This window comes from Kribbella sp. NPDC002412 (assembly GCF_053592935.1).
Map to the genome: position 1 here is coordinate 127864 of NZ_JBSFBL010000004.1, position 21518 is coordinate 149381.

26 protein-coding genes are annotated in these 21518 nt (G+C 69.3%); 10 read left to right on the plus strand and 16 right to left on the minus strand.

Annotation, left to right across the window (positions count from 1 at the left end):
• Positions 1–12 precede the first annotated feature (12 nt).
• On the minus strand, positions 13–507 hold the full coding sequence (locus tag ACWCOV_RS04895) for an N-acetyltransferase family protein (RefSeq protein WP_449827890.1): 495 nt from the start codon (positions 505–507) through the stop codon (positions 13–15).
• Between the two features lie 327 nt (positions 508–834).
• On the opposite strand from ACWCOV_RS04895, the gene ACWCOV_RS04900 reads away from it, so the two are divergent.
• The 3 genes from ACWCOV_RS04900 (at position 835) to ACWCOV_RS04910 (ending at position 3505) form a co-directional block, all read left to right on the plus strand.
• On the plus strand, positions 835–1590 hold the full coding sequence (locus ACWCOV_RS04900; RefSeq protein ID WP_449827891.1) for a hypothetical protein: 756 nt from the start codon (positions 835–837) through the stop codon (positions 1588–1590).
• A 182-nt stretch (positions 1591–1772) separates the two neighbouring features.
• A complete protein-coding gene (gene trpS, locus ACWCOV_RS04905; protein WP_449827892.1) occupies positions 1773–2762 on the plus strand; it encodes a tryptophan--tRNA ligase in 990 nt (329 codons plus the stop codon).
• Positions 2759–3505 carry an endonuclease/exonuclease/phosphatase family protein gene (locus ACWCOV_RS04910; RefSeq protein ID WP_449827893.1) on the plus strand — a complete coding sequence of 249 codons (747 nt, stop codon included), beginning with the start codon at positions 2759–2761 and terminating at the stop codon, positions 3503–3505. The genes trpS and ACWCOV_RS04910 overlap by 4 nt, the downstream gene beginning before the upstream one ends.
• On the opposite strand, the gene ACWCOV_RS04915 is transcribed toward ACWCOV_RS04910, so the two are convergent.
• The 5 genes from ACWCOV_RS04915 to ACWCOV_RS04935 form a co-directional block, all read right to left on the minus strand.
• Positions 3491–3655 carry a hypothetical protein gene (locus tag ACWCOV_RS04915; protein WP_449827894.1) on the minus strand — a complete coding sequence of 55 codons (165 nt, stop codon included), beginning with the start codon at positions 3653–3655 and terminating at the stop codon, positions 3491–3493. The two genes, ACWCOV_RS04910 and ACWCOV_RS04915, sit on opposite strands and share 15 nt — an antisense overlap.
• A 21-nt stretch (positions 3656–3676) precedes the next feature.
• Entirely contained in the window at positions 3677–4393 is a 717-nt protein-coding gene (locus ACWCOV_RS04920; protein WP_449827895.1) for a TIGR03560 family F420-dependent LLM class oxidoreductase, read from the minus strand.
• A 15-nt stretch (positions 4394–4408) separates the two neighbouring features.
• Positions 4409–5005 (minus strand): hypothetical protein, encoded by a 597-nt coding sequence (locus tag ACWCOV_RS04925; RefSeq protein WP_449827896.1) that lies wholly within the window; start codon positions 5003–5005, stop codon positions 4409–4411.
• A gap of 81 nt (positions 5006–5086) precedes the next feature.
• Entirely contained in the window at positions 5087–5890 is an 804-nt protein-coding gene (proC, locus tag ACWCOV_RS04930; protein WP_449827897.1) for a pyrroline-5-carboxylate reductase, read from the minus strand.
• 141 nt (positions 5891–6031) lie between these two features.
• On the minus strand, positions 6032–6961 hold the full coding sequence (locus ACWCOV_RS04935; RefSeq protein WP_449827898.1) for a proline dehydrogenase family protein: 930 nt from the start codon (positions 6959–6961) through the stop codon (positions 6032–6034).
• Positions 6962–7315: 354 nt separating this feature from the next.
• Between ACWCOV_RS04935 and ACWCOV_RS04940 the strand changes: the two genes are divergently transcribed.
• Entirely contained in the window at positions 7316–7825 is a 510-nt protein-coding gene (locus ACWCOV_RS04940) for a SigE family RNA polymerase sigma factor (protein WP_449827899.1), read from the plus strand.
• 11 nt (positions 7826–7836) lie between these two features.
• Positions 7837–8868, plus strand: a complete 1032-nt coding sequence (locus tag ACWCOV_RS04945; RefSeq protein ID WP_449827900.1) for a hypothetical protein — start codon at positions 7837–7839, stop codon at positions 8866–8868.
• Between the two features lie 7 nt (positions 8869–8875).
• On the opposite strand, the gene ACWCOV_RS04950 is transcribed toward ACWCOV_RS04945, so the two are convergent.
• From ACWCOV_RS04950 to ACWCOV_RS04980, 7 genes are all read right to left on the minus strand, one after another.
• On the minus strand, positions 8876–9115 hold the full coding sequence (locus tag ACWCOV_RS04950) for a hypothetical protein (protein WP_449827901.1): 240 nt from the start codon (positions 9113–9115) through the stop codon (positions 8876–8878).
• A 190-nt stretch (positions 9116–9305) separates the two neighbouring features.
• Positions 9306–10043: an ABC transporter permease gene (locus tag ACWCOV_RS04955; protein WP_449827902.1), complete on the minus strand. Its 738-nt coding sequence runs from the start codon at positions 10041–10043 to the stop codon at positions 9306–9308.
• A complete protein-coding gene (locus ACWCOV_RS04960) occupies positions 10040–10762 on the minus strand; it encodes an ABC transporter ATP-binding protein (RefSeq protein WP_449827903.1) in 723 nt (240 codons plus the stop codon). The genes ACWCOV_RS04955 and ACWCOV_RS04960 overlap by 4 nt, the downstream gene beginning before the upstream one ends.
• Positions 10763–10802: 40 nt before the next feature.
• Complete coding sequence (locus tag ACWCOV_RS04965) at positions 10803–11372, minus strand: HDIG domain-containing metalloprotein (protein ID WP_449827904.1); 570 nt, start codon at positions 11370–11372, stop codon at positions 10803–10805.
• Complete coding sequence (locus ACWCOV_RS04970; RefSeq protein ID WP_449827905.1) at positions 11372–12001, minus strand: TetR/AcrR family transcriptional regulator; 630 nt, start codon at positions 11999–12001, stop codon at positions 11372–11374. The genes ACWCOV_RS04965 and ACWCOV_RS04970 overlap by 1 nt, the downstream gene beginning before the upstream one ends.
• A complete protein-coding gene (locus ACWCOV_RS04975; protein ID WP_449827906.1) occupies positions 11998–12849 on the minus strand; it encodes a sugar phosphate isomerase/epimerase family protein in 852 nt (283 codons plus the stop codon). The genes ACWCOV_RS04970 and ACWCOV_RS04975 overlap by 4 nt, the downstream gene beginning before the upstream one ends.
• Before the next feature lie 36 nt (positions 12850–12885).
• Positions 12886–13818: a Ppx/GppA phosphatase family protein gene (locus ACWCOV_RS04980; protein ID WP_449827907.1), complete on the minus strand. Its 933-nt coding sequence runs from the start codon at positions 13816–13818 to the stop codon at positions 12886–12888.
• Positions 13819–13905: 87 nt separating this feature from the next.
• On the opposite strand from ACWCOV_RS04980, the gene ACWCOV_RS04985 reads away from it, so the two are divergent.
• On the plus strand, positions 13906–14643 hold the full coding sequence (locus tag ACWCOV_RS04985) for a hypothetical protein (RefSeq protein WP_449827908.1): 738 nt from the start codon (positions 13906–13908) through the stop codon (positions 14641–14643).
• On the opposite strand, the gene ACWCOV_RS04990 is transcribed toward ACWCOV_RS04985, so the two are convergent.
• A complete protein-coding gene (locus ACWCOV_RS04990) occupies positions 14636–15586 on the minus strand; it encodes an NAD-dependent epimerase/dehydratase family protein (protein WP_449827909.1) in 951 nt (316 codons plus the stop codon). The two genes, ACWCOV_RS04985 and ACWCOV_RS04990, sit on opposite strands and share 8 nt — an antisense overlap.
• Positions 15587–15660: 74 nt before the next feature.
• On the opposite strand from ACWCOV_RS04990, the gene ACWCOV_RS04995 reads away from it, so the two are divergent.
• Genes ACWCOV_RS04995 through ACWCOV_RS05005 form a run of 3 tightly spaced genes read left to right on the plus strand, consistent with a single transcriptional unit; the run spans position 15661 to position 17160 of the window.
• Positions 15661–16290 carry a VOC family protein gene (locus tag ACWCOV_RS04995; RefSeq protein ID WP_449827910.1) on the plus strand — a complete coding sequence of 210 codons (630 nt, stop codon included), beginning with the start codon at positions 15661–15663 and terminating at the stop codon, positions 16288–16290.
• Between the two features lie 50 nt (positions 16291–16340).
• A complete protein-coding gene (locus ACWCOV_RS05000; protein WP_449827911.1) occupies positions 16341–16697 on the plus strand; it encodes an ArsR/SmtB family transcription factor in 357 nt (118 codons plus the stop codon).
• A complete protein-coding gene (locus ACWCOV_RS05005; RefSeq protein WP_449827912.1) occupies positions 16684–17160 on the plus strand; it encodes an SRPBCC family protein in 477 nt (158 codons plus the stop codon). The genes ACWCOV_RS05000 and ACWCOV_RS05005 overlap by 14 nt, the downstream gene beginning before the upstream one ends.
• Here ACWCOV_RS05005 and ACWCOV_RS05010 read toward each other — a convergent pair.
• Both ACWCOV_RS05010 and ACWCOV_RS05015 read right to left on the minus strand, forming a co-directional pair.
• The gene (locus ACWCOV_RS05010; RefSeq protein WP_449827913.1) at positions 17157–18545 is read right to left on the minus strand and encodes a WS/DGAT/MGAT family O-acyltransferase; all 1389 of its coding nucleotides are present in this window, start codon (positions 18543–18545) and stop codon (positions 17157–17159) included. The two genes, ACWCOV_RS05005 and ACWCOV_RS05010, sit on opposite strands and share 4 nt — an antisense overlap.
• Before the next feature lie 129 nt (positions 18546–18674).
• Complete coding sequence (locus ACWCOV_RS05015) at positions 18675–20099, minus strand: beta-N-acetylhexosaminidase (RefSeq protein WP_449827914.1); 1425 nt, start codon at positions 20097–20099, stop codon at positions 18675–18677.
• 158 nt (positions 20100–20257) lie between these two features.
• Here ACWCOV_RS05015 and ACWCOV_RS05020 point away from each other — a divergent pair, with 158 nt between their 5' ends.
• Positions 20258–21490 carry an MFS transporter gene (locus ACWCOV_RS05020; RefSeq protein ID WP_449827915.1) on the plus strand — a complete coding sequence of 411 codons (1233 nt, stop codon included), beginning with the start codon at positions 20258–20260 and terminating at the stop codon, positions 21488–21490.
• Positions 21491–21518 lie beyond the last annotated feature (28 nt).

Here is a 21518-nt window from a genome sequence, read left to right on the forward strand (position 1 = left end):
CCGAAGGAGGAACTACAGCGTCTGCGACATCAGGGTCAGTGGGCGGTCGGGGTTGCCGAAGGTCTCGATGCGACCGGTGGAGGCGAATCCGGCCCGGCGGTAGAAGGCGGCTGCTCGGGGCGCGGCGTCGTACACCCAGAGCAGGAGGCGCTTGTACGACTGCTCGCGGGACCAGGTCACGAGCTCGGCGGTCAGCGCGTCGGCGACGCCGCGGCCACGGGACTCCGGCGAGACCCACATCGCGAGCATGATCGCCGCGTCCGGGTCGCGCTCCTCGTCACTCGCGGGGGCGCCGGTGACCATACCGGCCGGGCGGCCGCCGGCCTCGGCCAGCAAGGTGACCTTGTCGGTCGCGCGGAGCCGCGTCCGCCAGTCTTCCTCCAGCAACGCGACCGAGTCCTGATAGGTGGTGTAGAACGAGTCCGGCGCGTCCAGCAACGCGCGCAGCCGCACCTCGCGCAACGTCGCCCAGTCATCCTCGCCCAGCCGGCGAACCTCCACGGTCATGCGACCATCCTCACCCGCCGGCTGCGGCAGCTCGAACCGTTTTCCGCGGGGGTGCGGTGCGGAAGCGGGCGGCGCGGCACCCCTCCAAGGTCGCGCCGGCCACTCCCGCAGGGATCGGTCCAGGCGAACGGTCTATCGCTGCCGGACTGCAAGGTGTTACAGGATTTGCAGGATGCTGCAAATCACGCTCCGTTCTGGTTGCGGAGGGTGACGATGGGCGGTCTAGTCCTGTATTTTAGACGGTTCATTCAGGCGGCGTGCGGGGTGTTGCAACGTTTGAGCATCCGACTTGCGCTCGGTAGCCGTCAGGCCGCACAGTTCCGTCCCGTGAGGAAGTCCGTGAGCTCGATGAAACCCAATCGACGGCAAATCTTCACGGCGGGGGCCGCGGTGGCTGCCTCGACCGTGGCCGTCTCCACAGTGACCGCGACCGAGGCGTCCGCGGCCGACAGCGGCCCGTACGGCTCCGGCGTGCTCGGGTCCTGGGCCGGCGCGACCCGGGCCATCTCGACGGCGGCGCAGATCCAGCGCACCCGCGAGACCAACGGGGTCTACATGTTCGGCGACAGCATCTCCGTCCAGGACGGGAAGTCGCTGGCGACGCGCCTGCTGGGCCGGGACGGCAGCCAGCTGGCCGTGCACAACTGGTCCAGCCGGCCAACGTCCGGCGCGGTGGACGCGCTGCAGCAGTGGGCGGCGACGTACGGCCTGCCGCGGCGGATCCTGATGGCGAGCGGGTCGAACGACATCTTCGACCCGCCGAAGTTCGCGGCGCAGGTCGACCGGGCAATGAGCATCGTCGGCTCGACCCGGACGCTGTACTGGGTCAACATCCAGGTCGTCCGCAAGGCCGTGACCGCGTCGATGCAGCTCGCCGACCAGCGCAACAGCTCGTGGCTCAACATGCAGCTGTACGACGCGCAGGAGAAGTACCCGAACCTGCGGATCATCCGCTGGGCCGAGTGGCTCTGGGTCAAGCCGTACCGGCTGCTCAACTACCTCCGCGACGGCGTCCACCCGACGGTCCCGCTCGGCCAGGACGCCCGCAACGAGCTGATCGTCCAGGCGCTCACGCAGCGATGATCAGGCTGGCGCGCCTTCCGGCGTACCGGCTACTCTGACGCTGTGAACACGAACTTGCAGCTGTGGTGGGCCGTCTAGGGCGGTCCCCCCAGCGTGTTCACACGCATCCACGAGGCCGCCTCGCCGAGGCGGCCTCTTTCATGTCCTCCCTCGGTGGGGCTCGTACACCCGAGGGAAGAGTCATGACATCGCTATCCGGCATCACCCCGTCCGGCCGCCTGACGCTGGGCAACCACCTCGGCGCCCTGCGCCGGTTCACCGACCCCGACGGGTTCTACTTCGTCGCGAACCTGCACGCGATGACGACCAAGCACGACCCCCGAAGACTCGCCGCGCTGACCCGGGAGTTCGCCACCCTGATGCTCGCGGCCGGCGTCCCCGAGGGCACCGTGTTCGTCCAGTCCGACGTACCGGCGCACGCGCAACTCGCCTACCTGCTGGAGTGCACGTCGTACGTCGGCGAGCTGTCCCGGATGATCCAGTACAAGGAGAAGGGAAAGGGCCGGCCGATGACCCGGGCCTCGCTGTTCACCTACCCGTGCCTGATGGCGGCGGACATCCTGCTGTACGGCACCCAGCAGGTCCCGGTCGGCGGCGACCAGGACCAGCACGTCGAGCTCGCCCGGGACGTCGCTATCCGGTTCAACCGCGAGTACGGCGAGACGTTCGTCGTACCGCGGCTGGCCAAGGCCGTCCTGGCGACCCGGGTGAAGGACCTGGCGAACCCGGCCACCAAGATGAGCAAGTCCGACAGCGACGACGCGATCGGCACGATCCGGCTGCTCGACCCGCCGGACGTGATCCGGCGGCAGATCATGCGAGCGGTCACGGACTCCGAGAACGAGGTCCGGCACGACGAGGCGGCCAAGCCCGGAGTCACCAACCTGCTCGAGATCCTGGCCGCCTGCACCGACGGCGATCCGGTCGCGCTGGCGGCGTCGTACGCGTCGTACGGCGCGTTGAAGCAGGACGTCGCGGACGCCGTACTGGCCGTCATCGAGCCGCTGCAGAAGGAGTACGGGCGGCTGGCGACCGATCCGGGAGCGATCGACCAGCTGCTCGCGCAGGGCCGCGATCGGGCGATCGAGGCGAGCACTCCGCGGCTCCAGGCCGCGGTGCGGGCGATGGGGCTGACCGGGACGGCTTCGGGTTTGGCAGGATCGGCGCCATGAAGATTCGCGCCGCCACGTTCAACATCCGCAACTCGTCCGCACCGGACGGCGACAACGCCTGGCCGGTACGGCGGGATGCGGCAGTGGCGGCGATCGAACGGCTGGACGCCGACGTGGTCGGGCTGCAGGAGGTGCTGCCCGACCAGCTCGAGTACCTGCGCTGGCGGTTCTCGCGGTACGAGATCGTCGGCATGGGCCGGGACGACGGGATGAGCGCCGGCGAGCACTCCGTCGTCCTGGTCCGGCCGGGCGACTGGCACGTGGACAAGTACGAGACCCGGTGGCTGTCCGACGACCCCGGGACGCCGGGGTCGGTCGGCTGGGACGCGGACCTGACCCGGATCGCGACGCTGGTCTGGCTGCGGCACCTGAACGGTACGACGGTCGGCGTCCTGAACACGCACTACGACCACGCCGGTGAGGTCGCGCAACTGCAGTCGTCGCGGCTGATCGCGCGCTGGGTCGCCGGTTCGCTGCCGTGGGTCGTGATGGGCGACCTGAACGCGACCCCGGACTCGCCGCCGCTGAAGGCGTTGACGGGCGCCGGGCTGCGGAACGCCGTACCGATCGAGGCCGGTGGTAGCTGGCACGACTTCACCGGCGCCGAGGACGACGACCGCATCGACCACATCCTCGTCACCGAGGGCTGGAAGGTGGTCGATGGGGCCGTATCCCACGTCCGCCCGGGCGGACGGCTGCCGAGCGACCACTGGCCGGTCGTCGCGACGCTAGAGCTTGGCTAGCACCTCTTCGCGCAGACGCTCCAGGGCGTCGAAGCGGCGGTTGCCGGTGCCGAGGAACGAGTCCGGCACGAGCAGCTCGTCGATCCCGGCGGCCGGGTACTGCGCGACCGTGTCGAGCACCTCCTGCGCCGACCCCATGATCACGTGCATCCCGCGTCCTTCGAGCCGCTCCTAGCGCTCGGCCGCCTCGGTGTCACCCGGCACGACGACCTCCAGGATCGTCTGCGCGGAACGCCGTACCGACTTCGGGTCCCGGCCGATCTTCGCGCAGTGCTCGGCGAACACCTTCCCCTTGTGCGCGGCCAGGTCCGGCCGGCCCCAGTGGTTCCACTCGTCCGCGTACTTCGCAACGATGCCCAGGGCAACCTTCTCGCCGGCGGCGCCGATCATGATCGGGAGCCGGGCCGGCTTCGGCTCGAGCGGGGCGCCCGCGAGCTGGTAATACTCACCGTCGAATGTGGTCCGGTCCTGGGTGAGCAGGCCCTTGATCACCTGGCAGGCCTCCTCGAACCGGGCCAGCCGCTCCTTCACCGGCGGCAGCTCGATCCCGTACACCTCGTGCTCGTTCACCTGCCAGCCCGCGCCGATCCCGAGCACGAACCGGCCGTCGCTCATCTGGTCGATCGTCGCCGCCTGGTTCGCGACCACGGCGGGGTGCCGGTAGGTGTTGCCGAGCACCATCGACCCGATCCGCACCCGCTCGGTCCGCGCCGCGATCCCGGCCAGCAACGCCAGGCACTCGTTGACGGGAACCGACAGATCGTCCCCGTTCTGCATGAAATGGTCCGCTATCCACACACCGTGCCACCCGGTCCGCTCGGCGTACTCAGCTCCTTCGAGCACTTCCCGCCAGGTCCTGGACGCCGCAGGCCACAAAGAAAAGTCCATACCGCGACCCTACGTTCAGACGATGTGCCAGCGGATCAGGAAGGCGCCTACGGACAAGGTGAGGTAGGTGAGGACGAGGAGGGTGCCGATGCCGGGACGGGGGCGGTGACGGCGGGGTGGGTGGTTGGCGGCTTCGGCGCGGATGGCCTCGATGACCGCGGCGACGTAGGCGGTGCGGTCCTTGGGGATGCCGTTGATCTCGCTCTCGTCCTGGCCGCGGACCAGGACGACGTTGTCGTCGCCGACCTCGATCCGGTCGACGTCCTGCCAGGTGACGCTGCGGATCAGCATGCTGGTGCGCGCCTTCAGCGCGGTCGGGGTCAGCATCACCCGGTACAGCACCACTCCGCCGGCCACCCGGACGACCGAGGCGCCGATGATCGTGAGCAGGCCGACCGCGAGCATGTCGCGGGCGCCCATCCACAGCCAGGAGTTCAGCGTCGGCACCGCGATGAACGGAATGACGAACAGCGCCCACGCCCACCACGGAGCCGGGTCCAGGGGCACCCGCCAGGGCAGGTCAGGCACGCGTACGGCGGCCTGCTCCGGGACTCCCGGTGTGAGGGCAGCGCTGAGATGCTCGGGGCTCTCCTGCTCCGAACGATTACTCATGGGCGGGACCATAGTCGACTCATCCCTTGAACACGGCAGGAAACTGCGGCGCCAACAATAACGCCAGCCGTGGGACAGGTGTTACTCGGCAGCGAGCGCGCGCGAACGGTTGCGGGCCGCTTCGATCGCCGACAGGAACGCCGCGCGGACCTTGTGGTCCTCCAGTTCGCGTACGGCGGCCGCCGTCGTCCCGCCCGGGGACGTGACGCGCTCGCGGAGCACGGTCGGGTGCTCACCGGTCTCCCGCAATAGCTTCGCGGAGCCGACCACGGTCTGCACGACGAGCTCGGTCGCGGTGCCGCGCGGCAGGCCCATGTGCACGCCGGCCTCGATCATCGCCTCGACCACGAAGAACAGGTACGCCGGACCGGACCCGGAGATCGCGGTCACCGCGTCCTGCTGCTTCTCCGGCACCCGCAGGACCTTGCCGGTCGCAGCCAGCAGGCTCTCCGCCAGCTCCAGGTGGCTCTCGTCGCAGTGCGCGCCGCGGGAGATCGCCGCCATCCCCTCGTCGACCAGCGCCGGCGTGTTCGGCATCACCCGGACCACGGCGACGCCCTCGGGCAGGCGGGACTCGACGAACCCGGTGGTGACACCGGCCGCCATCGACACCACGGTCTGCGACGCCTCGACCGCCGGGGCGATCTCGCTGAGCAGGTCCGCCATGTCCTGCGGCTTCACCACCAGAACCAGCGTCTCCGCCTTGGCAGCCGCGTCCAGGTTGGACACGACGTCCACGCCGTACCGCTCCCGCAACTCGGCGGCCCGCTCCTCCCGGCGCTCGGTGATCAGGAGCTCCTCCGGTCGCCACCCAGCCCGAATCAGGCCAGACAGCAACGTCTCCCCCATCACCCCGGCCCCAAGAATGGCCACCTTGCTCGTCATGCCCTCAGACTACTGATCCCAGTAGTCGGAGATCCGACGACCGCCCACCAGCCGGACCAGCTCCCCCACGCGCCCGCTCCCCGGTCGCGTGCACGTCGCCCGCCATCGGTAACCGAAACCCGCAGATGGATGGGGTTGGGGTTACTTCTTGCTGATGAGGGAGCGGGCGAAGAACTGGAGGTTGGCGGGGCGTTCGGCGAGGCGGCGGACCAGGTAGCCGTACCAGTCTTCGCCGTACGGGATGTAGACGCGGACGGTGTGGCCCTGGGAGGCCAGGCGGAGCTGCTCTTCGGGGCGGATGCCGAAGAGCAGCTGGTACTCGTAGCTGCCGGGGCGGCGGTTGGCGCGGTCGGCGAGGGAGCCCGCGATCGCGATCAGGCGCGGGTCGTGCGAGGCGATCATCGGGTAACCGGCGCCGTTCATCAGGATCTTCATCGCGCGGACGTACGCCTTGTCCACAGCCCGCTTCTCCTGGAACGCGACCGACTCCGGCTCCTTGTACGCGCCCTTGCACAGCCGGACCCGGGAGCCCGCGTACGCGAGGTCGCGGCAGTCGGCCTCGGTACGGCGCAAGTAGGCCTGCAGCACCGCGCCGGTCTCCGGGAAGTCCTGGCGGAGCTCGCGCAGGATGCCCAGCGTCGAGTCGGTCGTGGTGTGGTCCTCCATGTCGAGCGTGACCGTCGTACCGGCGTTGCGGGCCGCGAGGCAGATGTTCCGCGCGTTCTCCAGCGCGATCTTCTCGCCGTCACCCGGCAGCGCCTGCCCGACGGCGGACAGCTTGACGGAGACCTCGGCGTTCTTGGTCAGGCCGACGTCGGCGAGCTGCCGGAGCAGCTCGAGGTAGGCCTCGACGGTGGCGGTCGCAGCAGCCAGGTCGGTGACGTCCTCACCGAGGTGGTCGAGCGTGACGTTCAGGCCGCTGCTGACCAGCTTCTCGGTGGCCAGCACAGCCTCCGGAGCGGTCTCGCCGGCCACGAACCGCGCAACGATGCCACTGGACACCGGGAGCGACGAAACAGCCTTCTTGATCTGGGGGCTGCGGGACATGCCCAGCAGTACTCGCCGAAGCACTACGTGTTCCTCCTCATCAACCCACCCGGCCCCATATGCCAGTGGTGTCAGCAGGTTACGTGCCTGAATCGAACCGGCCCTAATCCTGTGTCCAGAACCACACCACCACCCCCACTGGTCCGATTACACCCCGTGCCCACACCCCCACGCCAGAGGAACGCGCGAGCGCCTTGCTCCTAGGTCGCTCGCCCGCGGCAACCGCGACAGGTGAGCCGACACCTACAAGTCGATGCATCTCGTTGACGGGGCTTGCTGAGCGGGCGTAGCGGGGTGCGTGGGCTGGCCCAGGTCCGGGTGCAACCTCGGGGGGCTGGGGTTCCGTCTTGAGGGGGAACTGGAGAGTGGAGGAGCCAGATGGCGGAGCGGGACCGGGAGTTCGTCGAGTTCGTCGAGGCGGCGAGTGCGTCGTTGCGGCGGACGGCTTACCTGGTGAGTGGGGATCGGCACCGGGCCGACGACATCGTTCAGGACGCGCTCTACAAGCTGTACCTGGCTTGGCCGAAGGTGCGGCGGACGGGGAACCCGTTCGCGTACGCCCGCCGGATGGTGGTCAACGTGGCGCACGACGGGAAGCGGCGGCCGTGGCGGCGGGAGGTTTCGATCGCCGACGTGCCTGAAGGGGTGGAGCGGGACGACTTCGCCGCCGGGTACGCCGAGCGGAACGAAGTACTCGAGGCACTGCGCGGGCTGGCGCCGCGGCAACGGGCGTGTGTGGTGCTGCGGTACTACGAGGACCTGTCCGTCGAGCAGACCGCGGAGGTCCTGGGGTGCTCGGAGGGCACGGTGAAGAGCCAGGCGGCGCGCGGCCTCGACACTCTCCGCAAGGCGATCGACCGGGCGCGGCGGACGAGCCGGGCGTTGTGAAGGAGAGCGAGATGGAAGACGTACGCGAGGTCCGCGCGGAACTGCAGAGGCTGGCCGAGGCGGAGAATCTGAAGCCGTTCGACACCGAGGGGCTGCTGGCCCGGGGCCGTCGAGGGAGGCTGCGCCGTACGGTCCTCACCGCGGGCGCCGCGATCAGCGGAGTTGCTGTGGTCGCGCTGGTGAGCCTGGTGCCGAGTCTCGGCGTGGCCGACAAGCAGCCGGGACTGGCCGGCGACCAGAACCAGAACTCGCAGTTCGAGGCGGTGCCGGGGATCGAGCGCGGCGAGGCGGCCGCCGGCCAGACGATCACCAGGGAGGAAGCGGTACGGCGGTGCGCGCTGCGGTACCCGGAGAACAAGCAGGCGCTGCAGGGATCGGGCTCGTTGAAGGCCGGGAGTACGCCGATGTACGCGTTCGAGAGGGGCGCGAAGTTCGCGGCGTGCACGATTCCCGGCGGCGACAAGCCGAAGCCGGCGCTGGTCGCGGCGGCCGAGAAGGATCCGTTGCCGACGACCGCGGCCGGCCAGCTGCGGAACTGCTCGGTGAAGCTGTGGGTCGATCTGACCGGGTGGCGCGTGGTGGCGGCGGACCAGTCGAAGCGACTCGGTACGACGGTGGTCGTCGCGATCTCGCCGTCCGGGCGGAAGGCAGTCGCCTGCGAGCTCGCGTCACCTTCGGCCGGTGAGCCGATGCCGGGCGCGACCCCGTTCCTGACGTTGAACGCGCTCGGGCCGAACGACCCGGTGCTCACGCCTGGCAAGGGACCCAAGCACGCCGAGCTGTTCGTGGCGTCCGGTGGGGGCGGGAGCTACTGCCCCGGTACGCCGTGCACGAAGCAGTACAACTACACCGGCTGGGGACGGGTGTCGTCGGCAGCGACCAAGGTCCGGCTCGAACTGGGGCCGGGTCCGGTCCACGAGGTCGAGGTCACCGACGGGTGGTTCGCCTTCACGTGGTTGAGCCCGGGACCGGCGACCAAGGTGTCGGCGCCGAAACTTACGGCGTACGACAGGGCCGGCAAGGTCGTGAAGGTCATCCGCTGACGCCGTCCTAGGACGCTGCGATCACGGTGGAGGCGACCATGAACAGGCCGAGACCCAGCGCGAGCACGGAGAAGAACGCGGCGAAGACGGCGACCGGCTTGCCGCGGCGGTTCCCGGTGAGCGCGAAGATCGCGAGCGCAAGCCCGGGCACGGCGAACGGGAGCGGACTGTAGGGCCGGATGAGATCCAGGTTGATCGGCAGCAACCAGACCACGCTCCCGGCCAGACCGAGAAGCAACGCAAGCACAGCCGCCCCGGCCCCCTTCGGAGCATTTGCCGGAGGGGGCCCACCCGGCCAACCCCGCCCGTGCGGATCGGTCCAAGACTGTTGCGGCGTGTCGGGCGGCGGGCTGTAGCTCATGAGACTCCCCACTGGGTTCACAAGGAGTCCCATGAATACCAGCCCCACCGGTCCACCCGAGCCGGCTGCGTGCGGGTCAGGCGGTACGTCGGCGGAGGGTGGCGGCTCCCAGGCCCAGGGCGGCGAGGATGAACGCGATCACGACCAGGGCGTCGGCGCCGGCGCCCGAGCCGAAGCCGTTGCCTTGGGCAACCCCGGTGACCGCGTCGACGGCGTAGGACAGCGGCAGTACGTCGCTGATCGCATGCAGAACCCCAGGCAGTTGGTCACGCGGCACCAGCAGACCGCACAGAAGTAGCTGCGGAATCATCACCGCCGGCATCATCTGCACCGCCTGAAACTCGGTCGCCGCAAAAGCACTCGCAAACAGTCCGAGCGCCGTACCGAGAACGCCGTCGAGCACCGCGACAACACCGAGCTGCCACGCAGGTCCGCGGATATCCAGATCCAGCGCATAAAGCGCGATCGACACCACGACCAACGCCTGTACGACGGCAATCAGCGCAAACGCCACCGCGTACCCCAGCAGGAAATCCAGCTTCCCCATCGGCATCGTGAAGAGCCGCGACAGCGTCCCGGTGGACCGTTCGCGCAGCGTCGCGACCGAGGTGACGACGAACATGATGATCGACGGGAACACCGCCAGCAACGGACCGCCGATCCGATCGAAGGTCGTCGGCGAATCAGTGAACATCCACCACATCAGGCTGACCAGCAGCGCCGGCAGCACGATCAGCATCGCGACGGTGCGATGGTCGCGGCGCAGCTGGGCGAGGACCCGCGCGGCGACGGCCAAGGTGACACGGAGCGTCATCGCGCACCTGCCTTCCGGTCGATCAGGGTGAGGAACACCTGCTCGATGTCGTCGGTCCCGACCGAGTCGAGCAGCGATTGTGGAGTGTCGTCGGCAAGCAGGTCGCCGTCGCGCATCAACAGAAGCCGGTCGCAGCGCGAAGCCTCGTCCATCACATGGCTCGAGACGAGCAACGTCGCGCCGGCGTCCGCCAACGAGTGGAAGAGCTGCCACAGATCCCGCCGGAGCACCGGATCCAGTCCGACCGTCGGCTCGTCGAGGACAAGCAGCTCAGGACTGCCCAGCAACGCAGCGGCAAGCGACGCACGCGACCGCTGACCACCGGACAGCCGGTCCACCCGCGCATCGACGTGCGAGCGCAGATCCACCGCGTCGATCACGCGTTCCACATCATCGGACGACACCCCGAGGACGCCGGCGAAGAAGCGCAGGTTCTCGGCGACGCTCAGATCGCCGTACACGCTGGGCTCCTGGGTGACGTACCCGATCCGGCCGCGCAGCGTGGCCGCGCCGGCCGGCTCACCCAGTACGGCGATGTCGCCGGTGACCTTGGCCTGCAGCCCGACGATCGCCCGGATCAGCGTGGTCTTGCCGCAGCCGGACGGACCGAGCAGCCCGGTCACCGTCCCGGTCCGGAGGTCGAACCCGACCCCGTGCAGGACCTCCCGGTCGCCGCGCACCACCACGACGTCCCGGCAACTCACCGCGTTTTTCATCATGTGATGAATTTAGCTCGCGACGGCACCCGTCCGCAAGTGGTCAGATCAGCGCGAATCCGGTGGCGTCGACCAGCGGGGCCAGGTCCGGGTCGCCGTACCGCTGACGCATCGCACCGAACGTGACGACCTTGTCCGCACCCCACCGAGCGACCACGGCCGCGTACGTGTCACCGGAGACGAACACCGGCGGCGTCCGCTTGCTGTGGAACTTGTCCGCGTACATGACGAGCTCCTCCTCCGGCGTACCCGGCACGTAGTCGTCGACCGGGATCGGCAGCGCCTGCCGCAGTACGTCGTCCCGCGTGATCCCGACGCCCGTGTGCCGGGAGCAGAACCGGCTCAACTCGTCCGGAAAGCCGAGGCCGTGCAGGAGCTCATGCCCGAGTACGCCGTGCCGCACATACTCGGCCGAGTCGAGCCGGTAGACGCCGATGTCGTGCAGCAACGCACCGGCCCGCACCAGATCCCCGTCGAGATCCAAGGACCCGAGGTACTGCTCTGCGATCCGGCAGACGATCGAGCAGTGCTCGAACACCGACTCGAAGGCCGCGCGGCTCGGCGCGTACGAGCGATGCAACTCACGGATCTCCCGATCCGACGGAATCTGCATCAGCCGGTGAGGTGCAGCTGAAGGACCGGGGCCAGCCGATCGATCAGCACGGCCAGGTCCACGGACGCGACCGGCTCGAGACCGACCAGGTAGCGGGCCATCGCGACCCCGATCAGCTGCGTCGCGACCATCGTGACGCGAAGCTGCGCGTCAGGTACGTCGAGGGCGCGCGAGACCGGCCCGATGATCATCTGGGTGATGCCCTCCCGCATGATCCGGGCCACTTCGTCGCTGGTCACCACGCTGCGGAAGATCGCCTTCATCCGCTGCTGCCCCTCGGCCGACTCCCAGACGCCGAGGAACACGGTCGCGATCCGGCGGCCGAGCTCCTCCGGCGGGCCGTCCAGGATCCGCGCGGCGATCTGCCGCGGGTCGACCGGGATCGCCATCGCCTCGATGAACAGCTCGTCCTTGCTGTCGAAGTAGTGGTGCACGAGCGCCGCGTCCACCCCGGCCTCGCGGGCGACCGCGCGGATCGAGGTGCCGTTGAAACCCTTGTCCGCAAAGGACTTCCGGGCCGCGAGCAGGATCTCCCCCCGGGTGTCCGGTCCCCCCGGCCGGCGGCCCGGGCGCCCGTTCCCGGCACCACCAGCGGCCGAAGCCTTACCTCCGGTCGAGGACCGGGTCATGTGGTGAGCTCCGAGATCTCCCCCTCCGGGGTGACCGCGAACGACGAGCGCCGGGACGTGCGGACGAAGTGCTTGCGGGTGAACTCGAGCGACTCGATCAGGTCGACCTCGCGCTCGGACCGGCTGGTCGCGCGGCGGGTGTTGATCTCGATGATGATGTGCCCGCGGAAGTCCTGGTTGGCCAGGCCGTTCAGCAGGTCGGCGGCGCGCTGGGTGCCGCGACCGGGCACCAGGTGCTCGTCCTTGGCCGAGCCGGTGCCGTCGGTCAGGTGGATGTGGGTGAGGCTCTTGCCCATCGTCGCCGCGAGCTCGACACAGTCCTGCTCGGCGGTCGACGAGTGCGACAGGTCGAGGGTGGTGTGCGCGTAGTCCTGCTCGGTCGGGTCCCAGCTCGGCGCGTACGCCTGCAGGCCCTTGCCGGGCGCGCGCCACGGGTACATGTTCTCGACCGCGAAGATCACGCCGGTCTCTTCCTCGAGCCGCGCGATCCCCTCGACGAACCCGCGGGCGTAGTCGCGCTGCCAGCGGAACGGCGGGTGGACGACGACCACGTCCGCGCCGAGCTCCTTCGCGGCCTCGGCGCTGCGCTCCAGCTTCCCCCACGGGTCGGTGCCCCAGACCCGCTGCGTGATCAGCAGACACGGCGCGTGGATCGCCAGCACCGGCAGCTGGTGGTAGTCGACCAGCCGCTGGACCGCGTCGATCTGGGTGCTGAGCGGGTCGATCCCGACCATCACCTCGACCCCGTCGTACCCGAGCCGGGCGGCCAGCTCGAACCCGCTCGCCGTCGACTCGGGGTAGACAGACGCGGTCGACAGGCCGATCCGGGCGGTCTTGCTGGTGCTCATCTGGTGCCTTCGCGGTGGTTCGTCAGGGGTGGTGCTTCATCGGGGTTGCAACTGGTCGAGCCGGGACAGGATGACACCCTCCCGCAGCGCCCACGGACACACTTCGAGCGCGGGCAGGTCGAACAGGTCCATCACGGCGTCCGCGACCAGGGCGCCCGCGAGCAGCTGCGGCGCGCGGCCCGCCGACACCCCCGGCAGCTCGGCCCGCTCGGCCGCGGACATCTTGGTCAGCTTCGGCATCCACTCGGCCAGGTCGTCCCGGTTCAGCGACCGCGGCACGTACTGCCCCTCGTCCGACGGCGCGGCGCCACAGATCCGCGCCAGCGACCGGAACGTCTTGCTGGTGGCGACCGAACGCTGCGGCTTGCCGGCCCGCAGTACGTTGCCGGCCACCGCGGCCATCTCCATCCGGATCCGCTTCCGCAGCGCCCGGACCTCGTCCTTGTCCGGCGGGTCGTTGGTCAGCCCTTCGCGGGTCAGCCGGCCGGCGCCGAGCGGGGCCGACACCGCGACGGTCGGCTCCTCGTCGGACCCGGCGGCGATCTCCAGCGAACCGCCACCGATGTCGAAAACGGCCAGCCGGCCCGACGACCAGCCGAACCAGCGCCGTACGGCGAGGAACGTCAGCCGGGCCTCGTCCTCACCGGTGAGCACCTGCAGGTCGATCTCGGTCTCCTTGCGGACCCGGTCGAGCACCTTCTCGCCGTTCGGCGCCTCGCGCAGCGCCGAGGTGGCGAACGCAAGCACCGACTCGCAGCCCTTGTCCTCGGCGAGCTCGGACGCCTCCTTGATGAACGACACCAGTCCGTCGGAGCCCGAGCCGTCGATCTTGCCGTTCTTGTCCAGGTACTCGGCCAGCCGCAACTCGGTCTTGTGCGAGTACGCCGGCAGTGGCGCAGCACCACGATGAGCGTCCACCACGAGCAGGTGGACGGTGTTGGATCCAACGTCGAGTACGCCGAGCCGCATACCCTCACGCTACTGGACAGGCGTTCTCCGGGCCTTATCCGGAGTCAGCGTTCACGCTCGGCGGCCGAAGGCGCGTACGCTTTCCAGGTGCCTGAGGTTTCGCTCGATTTTCCCCGCGCCTGGGTCGAGTTCATCGACCCCGAGGACCCCGACCAGGTCTTCCGCTGCGACCTGACCTGGCTGACGTCCAACTGGACCTGCATCTTCGGCGGTGGCTGCCGCGGCATCTACAAAGGCCGGCCGAACGACGGCTGCTGCACCCTCGGCGCGCACTTCTCCGACGATGACGACGAGAAGCGGGTCAAGGGTTACGTCAAGGAGCTGACCAAGGACGACTGGCAGTTCCGCAAGGAGGGCCGGAAGAACGGCTGGGTCGAGACCGACGACGAGGGCGACCGCAAGACCCGGGTCTGGGAGGGCGCCTGCATCTTCCTGAACCGGCCGGACTTCCCCGGTGGCGGCGGGTGCGCCCTGCACGGGCTGGCGCTGAAGAAGGGCGTGCACTTCGTCGAGACCAAGCCCGACGTCTGCTGGCAGCTCCCGATCCGCCGGACCTTCCGCGAGGTCGAGCGCCCGGACGGGACGACGTACACGGAGGTCGGCATCGGTGAGTACGACCGGCGCGGCTGGGGTCCGGGCGGGCACGACCTGGACTGGTACTGCACCGGAAACACCGAGGCCCACATCGGCGTCGAGGCCGTCTTCGAGTCCAGCAAGGTCGAGCTGCAGACACTGATGGGCCACAAGGCGTACGACGTGCTGGCGACCTACTGCCGTGAGTACCTGGAAGCCGGTCGGCTGCTGCCGCACCCGGCCTCTAAGTGATCTTGCCGTTCTCCACCAGCCAGCCGACGCCGGACAACGCGGCGTCCAGCGCGCTGTAACGCGGGCGGAAACCGAGCAGCCGCGCAGCCTTCTCCATCGAGCAGTGCGGGCTGTGCGCGATGTGGTCGTAGGTGGCCGCGGCGTCGTTCTCGGACACGGTCCGTCGCCACTCGTCCCAGGGCAGGAACGCGAGACGCGCCTCCTGACCGAACCAGGTGGCGACGCCCGCGGCGTACCCACGCAGTGTCATCGCGCCCTCGGCGACCGCGTGGAAGCTCTCGCCGACTGCGACCGATCGGTTCCGCAGTGCGGCGAGGAACATGCCTGCCACGTCAGCGGCGTGCACGTGCTGGACCGTCTCCAGACCGAGGTTCGGGAGCACGAGCTCGTCGCCATGGGCAAGCTTCTCGAACACGCCGAGGTCGAGGTTGGCCGCCGGGTTGATCGGCGTCCACCCGGGACCGCTGATGTGACCGGGGTGGATCAGTGTGACCGGGAGCCCGTCGCGATGTGCGCGGTCCAGCAGGTAGCGCTCGATCGCCGCCTTCTGAATGCCGTAGTCGCCAAAAGGCCGTCGCGGCGCGTCCTCGCGCGTCGGCACCAGCTCGCTCGGGCCGTGCACCCAGATCGTGCCGCAGTGCAGCAGGTGCTGGACCTTGCCGCGGACCGCCTCGGCCAGTTGCCGGGCGCTGTCCTCGGTGAAGCAGATCAGGTCGATGACGACATCAGGCCGCAACTCGGCGACGCGCGTACCGAAGGTGCCCGCGGCATCCTCCGCGGCGCGGTCCACCGAGATCTGCTCGACCCGATTCCAGGCGCCGTCCGACTGGTACGGCGACCGCTCGCCCCGACTGAGTACGACGACCTCGTGCCCGAGCCGCACCAGCTCCGGCACGAGATAGGTGCCGATGTGACCGGTCCCGCCGACGACGACTGTGCGCATGACGTAGACCCTATCTGCGGGTCGCGACACCCCCAGGTCCGCGACTGTCGGTGATCGGGGCCAGAATGACTGGCATGCGTCTTGATCATCTTTCGTACGCCTGCGGGCCCGACGGGTGCGAGGCGACGCTCGAGCGGCTGTCCGCACAACTCGGCGCGGAGTTCGTCGACGGCGGGGTGCACCCGCGGTTCGGCACCGTGAACCACGTCCTGGCCCTGGAGAACGACCGCTACATCGAGGTGGTCGACGTCCTGGACCACCCGGCGTCGGACAAGGCGCCGTTCGGCCAGGCGGTGCGCGCCCGCAAGCAGCTGGGTGGCGGCTGGCTCGGCTGGGTGGTGGCGGTCCGCGACATGCAGCGGATGGAGCAGCGCCTCGGCCGGCAGGCGGTGCCCGGCAACCGGCACCGGCCGGACGGGGTGAACCTGACCTGGCGGCAGATCGGCGTGAAGGGCCTGATCGCCGACCCGCAGCTGCCGTTCTTCGTGCACTGGGACGACCTCACCCAGCACCCGTCGGTCGGCGGCAAGGGCATCAAGCTGACCGCCCTGGAGATCGCCGGCGACCCGGTCCGGGTCACCGACTGGATCGGCCACCCGGCCGACCACCTGCTCGACGACCTCGAGGTCGACTGGCGTCCGAACGGGCAGCCCGGTCTGGTCTCCGCGGTCTTCGAGACTCCCAGCGGCACCGTCCGGCTGTAAATCGCCGTACCCCTTGACCTGGCCTTGCGCTGTGCCTAACGTACAACCAAATGGTTGTAGATGAGTCCGTCGTGGACCAGTTGCTGCACGCGCTGGCCGACACGACCCGGCGCGACATCGTGCGGCGCTGCCTGACCGGCGAGGCGTCGGTGTCGCGGCTGGCCGAGGCGTACCCGATGAGCTTCGCGGCCGTGCAGAAGCACGTGGCCGTCCTGGAGCGCGCCGGGCTCGTCACCAAGCAACGCAGTGGCCGGGAGCAACTGGTGCGCACCGACGTGGACGCCGTACGGCGAGCTCGCGAGGCACTCGACCAGCTCGAGGCGACCTGGCGCGGCCGGGTCGACCGGATGTCCGAGCTGCTCACCGAGACAGAGGGGAACCGAGAAGATGAGCGTGACGAGCATTGACAAGGATTTCGACGCCCTGACCCTGACCGTGGTCGCGGACTTCGACGCGCCGGCCGAGCGGGTCTGGGAGCTGTGGGCGGACCCGCGGCTGCTGGAGCGCTGGTGGGGACCGCCGACGCACCCGGCGACGGTGATCGACCACGACCTGACCGCGGGTGGCGAGGTCACGTACTACATGACCAGCCCGGAGGGCGACAAGTACCGCGGCTGGTGGCGGTTCACGGCGGTGAACCCGAAGGAGTCGCTGGAGTTCCTCGACGGCTTCGCGGACGCCGACGGCAAGCCGGTCGACGACATGCCGGTCAGCACGGTCCGGATGCAGCTCAGCGCGTACGGCGGTGGCACCCGGATGGAGCTGAAGTCGGTCTTCGACTCCCGCGAGCAGATGGACCAGTTGATCGGCATGGGCATGGCCGAGGGGCTGGAGCTGTCGGTCGGCCAGATCGACGCGCTGCTGGCTTAGTGGATGTGCTCGAGATCGGCGAGTGAGGTCTCGAGATGGACGAGCAGCCGCTGGAGGTGCGGGACGGTCCGGCGGCAGCCGATCAGGCCGAAGTGCAGGTGGTGGTCGTAGCTGGTCACGCTGATGTTGAGCGCCTGGCCGTTCAGCACGACCGAGGCCGGATACATGCCGAGCAGGCGCGACCGGTTCCAGTACAGCGGGCCCTCGGCCGGGCCGGGCACGTTGGAGATGACCAGGTTGTACGGCGGCGCCGTACGGCCGGCCACTCCCGGGAGCACGGCGGCCGGGCCGGCGACGCTGAAGCCGAGCGCGCCGACCATCAGGTTCTGCAGCGGAGTGAGGCCGGACAGCCTGCCCTTGCCGTAGCTGGTGGACGCGATGATGCGGCGGATCCGGGCTTCCGGGTCCGCCTCGTCGGTGGCGAGGTCGGTGATCAGCGTGCTCAGCGAGTTGCCGCCGCCGGGCGCGTCGGAGCTGCCGCGCAACGACACCGGGACCATTGCGGTCAACGGCTTGGCCGGCAGCGCGTTCAGCTCGAGCAAATAGTTGCGCAGGGCACCTGAACACATCGCCAGCATCACGTCGTTGAGCGTCGCCCCGGTGATCGCCCGCACCTTCTCCAACCGCTCGATGGGCCACGACTGCGCCGCAAACCGCCGCGCCCCGGTAATCCCCTGGTTGAACACCGTCCTCGGCGCCGCGAACGGAGTGGTCGCCTGCAGCAAACTCTTGAGGCCGACCGGCGTGAGCCCGGCGAGGTCGAGCAGGAACCTGCCCGCGTTGCCCGGCACCCGTCCGACGGTCGTCAGCAAACCAGGTGTGTTCGTCGGTGGCTCGGCCGAGTCAGGGAGCGCGTAGGGGGCGGGCATTTTGGTGCGGTTGGGGTCTGTGGTGAGGGTGTCCTGCATCCACCGGAGAGCGGTGACGCCGTCGATCATCGAGTGGTGAATCTTGCTGTACATGGCGAAGCGGCGGCCCTCGACGTTCTCGATCAGGTGCATCTCCCACAGTGGGCGGTGCCGGTCGAGGAGGGTGCCGTGCAGCCGGCTGGTGAGCTCGAACAGCTCCCGGTAGCGCCCCGGCCGAGGCAGCGACGACAGCCGCACGTGGTACTCGAGATCGATCTCGTCGTCCTGCTCCCACGACCAGTAGCCGAGGTCGAGCGGCCGGTTCCGCACCCGGCGGGCGAACAGCGGATTGACCGCCTGCGCCGCGACCATCTCGTGGTACAGCCGCGACACGTAGTCCCGCGACCCCTCCGGGAACACGTGGTCCCGCCCGGCCCCCTCCGGCAGCTCGAACAGCATCAGCCCACCGACATGCATGGGCTGCTCACGACTCTCCCCGAGCAGGAACATCGCATCCAGCGGCCCCACCGCGGTCATGCTTGCCTCCCGCTCCCCGACCCGGGTTCCTGACAACTCATCGTTGTCAGGAAGTCCCCGGGCCGTCTACCCCTGCCAACAGCGCCTACGGAGATTTGGTGATCCCCTCAGCCACTGAAGCGGCAGGTTTCAGTCGAGTGGGCGGTAGTTCACCCCGAGACGCTCGATGCGGGTCAGGTGTGGGCGCAGCCGGGTGAGGAAGTCGTCGTACGACGTCTTCGGGGAGCCCCACGCGCGTTCGGCGAAGGCGGACAGCCGCGGCAGGAGCATGTAGCCGACCTGGTCGGGGCCCTCCATGTACTCGGTCCACACGTTGCACTGAGCGCCCACGATCCGGGCCTGCTCCTCGGCGCTCAGCCCCGGCGGGATCACCTCGAAGTCGTACACCTTCTCCAGCGGAATGAACCCGCCGATCGCGAGCGGCTCCGTCGCCGCGTCACCCTGGTAGTAGTCGAAGTACACCGACTCGCACGGCGTCATCACGACCTCGTGCCCCGCCTTCGCCGCGACCTCGCCACGCTCGGCGCTGCGCCACGCCATGATCACCGCGTCCTTCGGGCAGTCGGTCTCGACCATCTCGTCCCAGCCGACCAGCCGCCGCCCTTCCTCGGCCAGCACCGACGCGACCTGCGCGGTGAACCAGCCCTGCAGCTGGCTCGCCTCGGACAACCCCAGCTCGGCCTGCCGCTTCTGCGCCGCCTCCGACTCCCGCCACTGCACCGACGGGCACTCGTCACCACCCAGGTGGATGAACGGCCCCGGGAAGATCTCCAGCACCTCCCGCAGCACGGTCCGGACGAACTCGACCGTCTCGTCGTTCACGTTCAGCACGTCGTCGCTGATTCCCCAGACCTGCCGCACGCCGATCTGGTTCTCGGGGTAGTTGCCGAGCTCCGGGTACGCCGCGATCGCCGCCTGCATGTGCCCCGGCAGATCGATCTCCGGGACCACCGTGATCCCACGATCCGCGGCGTACGCGACGATCTCGCGCAACTCGTCCTTGGTGTAGAACCCGCCGTGCCGCTTCCCGTCGTAGGTGAACTCGGTCTGGCCGTGCGACATCTTCCCGACCATCGTCTCCGGCCGCCACGCGCCGACCTCGGTCAGCTTCGGGTACGCCTCGATCTCGACCCGCCAGCCCTGGTCGTCGGTCAGGTGCAGGTGCAGCACGTTCAGCCGGTGCAGCGCCAGTACGTCGATGACCTTGAGCACGAACTCCTTCGGCATGAAGTGCCGCGCGACGTCGAGCATCGTGCCCCGCCAGCCGAACCGCGGCGCATCCGCGACCCGCACCGCCGGCACCGCGACCTTCCCGTCCTCCACCGGTACGGCGGCGTCCAGCAACTGCAGGTACGTCGTCTCCGCGTGCCGCAGCGCGTCCTCGGAGCCGGCCGACAACCGGGCGCCCTCCGCCGTCACGTCGATCCGGTACTCGGTCTCACCAAGGTTCTCCACCACCGTCCGGACGGCCTCGGACGCCGGGTCCTCGGAGACCCATCGGCCTTCGGTGACGGTGAGCTCGCGCGGGGCAGGGACGATCGCGATGTCAGGCATCCGGACTCCAAGGGGGTGGAATTACGTCAAGAGGATCCTATAGTCGGGCTTCCGTCGCAGTCCATGTTCGGAAGTGCGTGTAACTCAGATGCTGAGCACGCTGCCGAGCAGTCACAATCCGGCTGCCTTCCGGGTCAGGTTGATGAGAGGGTGACCTCGTGACCACCGACCAGAGACCCGCCGAGGCGCAGCGAACGACCCTGCGGGTGCTGGTGGCCAGCAACGCACTTGGTGGGGTGGCAACGGCCAGTGGCTTCGCCGTAGCCGGTCTGCTCGCCGAGAACATCTCCGGCTCCACCTCGCTCGCCGGGCTGGTCGCCACGTCGACCACACTGGGAGCTGCGCTGCTCGCCGTACCGCTGGCTCGGTTGGCTCGGTCGCGTGGGCGGCGGGTGTCCCTGACGACGGGCTACTTCATCGCCTTCTCCGGTGCGGTGCTCACCATCGTCGCCGCACAACTGGACTCGCTGGCGTTGCTGCTGTTCGCCGGTTGCCTGTTCGGCAGCGGCACGGCCTCCAACCTGCAGTCCCGGTACGCCGCCACGGACGCAGCGGACCCGGATCACATCGCGCGTTCGCTGGCCGTGGTCGTCTGGGCCACCACGATCGGTGTGGTCGTCGGACCGAACCTGACCGGCGTCGGCGGCTCGGTCGGCATGTCACTCGGCCTCCTGGCGCTGGCCGGTCCGTACGTCTTCTCGGTGATCGCGTTCGGGACCAGCACGCTCACGGTGTGGTTCGGCATGCGGCGGCTGCAGCAGCTCACGCCGCGGCACAAGCTGGAACGCCAGCCACTCATGACGACGTTCCGTCAGGTCGTCGCGATTCCGCACGCGCGGCTCGGCCTGCTGGCGATCGCGACTGCGCACGCGGTGATGGTCGGGGTGATGTCGATGACGTCGGTCCACCTCACGCACCACGGCGCGTCCCTGACCATCGTCGGCTTCGTGCTGAGCGGCCATGTCGCCGGCATGTTCGCCCTGTCCCCGCTGACCGGCTGGCTGGCCGACCGCCTGGGCCGGATCCCCACCATCGGCATCGGACTCGGCATCCTGGCCATCGCGATGACACTCGCGGCGCTGGCGCCGGACGACGCGCACGGCCTGACCGGAGTGGCTCTCTTCCTGCTCGGCCTCGGGTGGTCCGCCTGCCTGGTGGCCGGCTCCACGTTGCTGTCCCGCTCGGTCCCCGAGGACATCCGCACCTCGGCACAAGGCATATCCGACCTCACCATGGGCATCCTCGCCTCGATCTCCGGCACCGCCTCCGGACCGGTCCTCGCGTACTTCGGCTTCCACTGGCTCGCCGTCTTCTGCGGTCTCCTGCTCATCCCGGTCGCCTTGCTGGCGGCCACCACCAAGCCGATGCCTCCTTCCACCGCTGCGAGCTGACCAGCGGGGACTGGATCGAGTCGCCGGC